Source organism: Lachnoclostridium sp. An14 (assembly GCF_002160755.1).
GTDB lineage: Bacteria > Bacillota > Clostridia > Lachnospirales > Lachnospiraceae > Lachnoclostridium_A.
This window is the reverse complement of record NZ_NFLE01000090.1, coordinates 1-750: the sequence shown is the minus strand read 5'-3', so window position 1 is coordinate 750 and position 750 is coordinate 1. Positions and strand designations below refer to the sequence as shown.

At 44.9% G+C, this 750-nt stretch carries 1 protein-coding gene; it reads right to left on the bottom strand.

Annotated elements, in window-relative coordinates; translation table 11 throughout:
- Positions 1-750: ISAs1 family transposase (locus tag B5E84_RS20230; RefSeq protein WP_087226766.1), on the bottom strand; the 750-nt coding region annotated here is incomplete at both ends.

Genomic DNA, 750 nt, shown 5'->3' with positions numbered 1-750 from the left:
TCGCGCGGCGTCTTCTATCTCTGTTGACAGGCTGCTTATAAAATATCTTTCCTCTATTTGCTCCTTCCCGTCTGCCCCCTTTATCGTGTTCCGCGTCAATAGAATGCTTTTCAGTCCTGACCATGCCTTTTTCTGGCTTAACCAACCTATATCTTCTGTCTGCCAGTACTCCCTCTTTTCTACTTTCCCTCTTGCTTTTTCCACGGTCTTTTTATAGGCGCATTTTTCCCGTAGCTCCGGGTCTGAGAAATAAAGCCTCACATCTTCATACAAGCTCCCCTGATTCCCCTTTAACGCCAGCACATAGTCCGCCCGTTTCTGTCGAATTTTCTTCGCGATTTCCGTCTGTGTCCCCATGGCGTCCGTTGTGATGATACATCCTTTTATCGTTAGACTGTCCAGCAGTTCGGGGATGGCCATGATTTCATTTGTCTTTTCCTCTACCCGTTTTTGACCCAGGCAAAAGCCGTTCTCATCTACAGCACTGACAATATGGTTCCCTTTCTGGTTTTTATTTCCATTTCCCCTTTGGGTTTTTCCATCAATGGCAAGCAGTTTCCTAATTTTTTCTCCTTCCTCACGATTCAGCATTTCATTCCATTTTTTCTGGAATTGCTCTAAAAATTCCGATGGCACCATCGCAAATACCCTCTGGATTGTATCATGGGAGGGAATCCCATTGGGAAGTTCCAAATAATTTCGCAGAAATTTCTCGTGTTCCTTTCCAAACACTTCCATTTCCACCCAGTC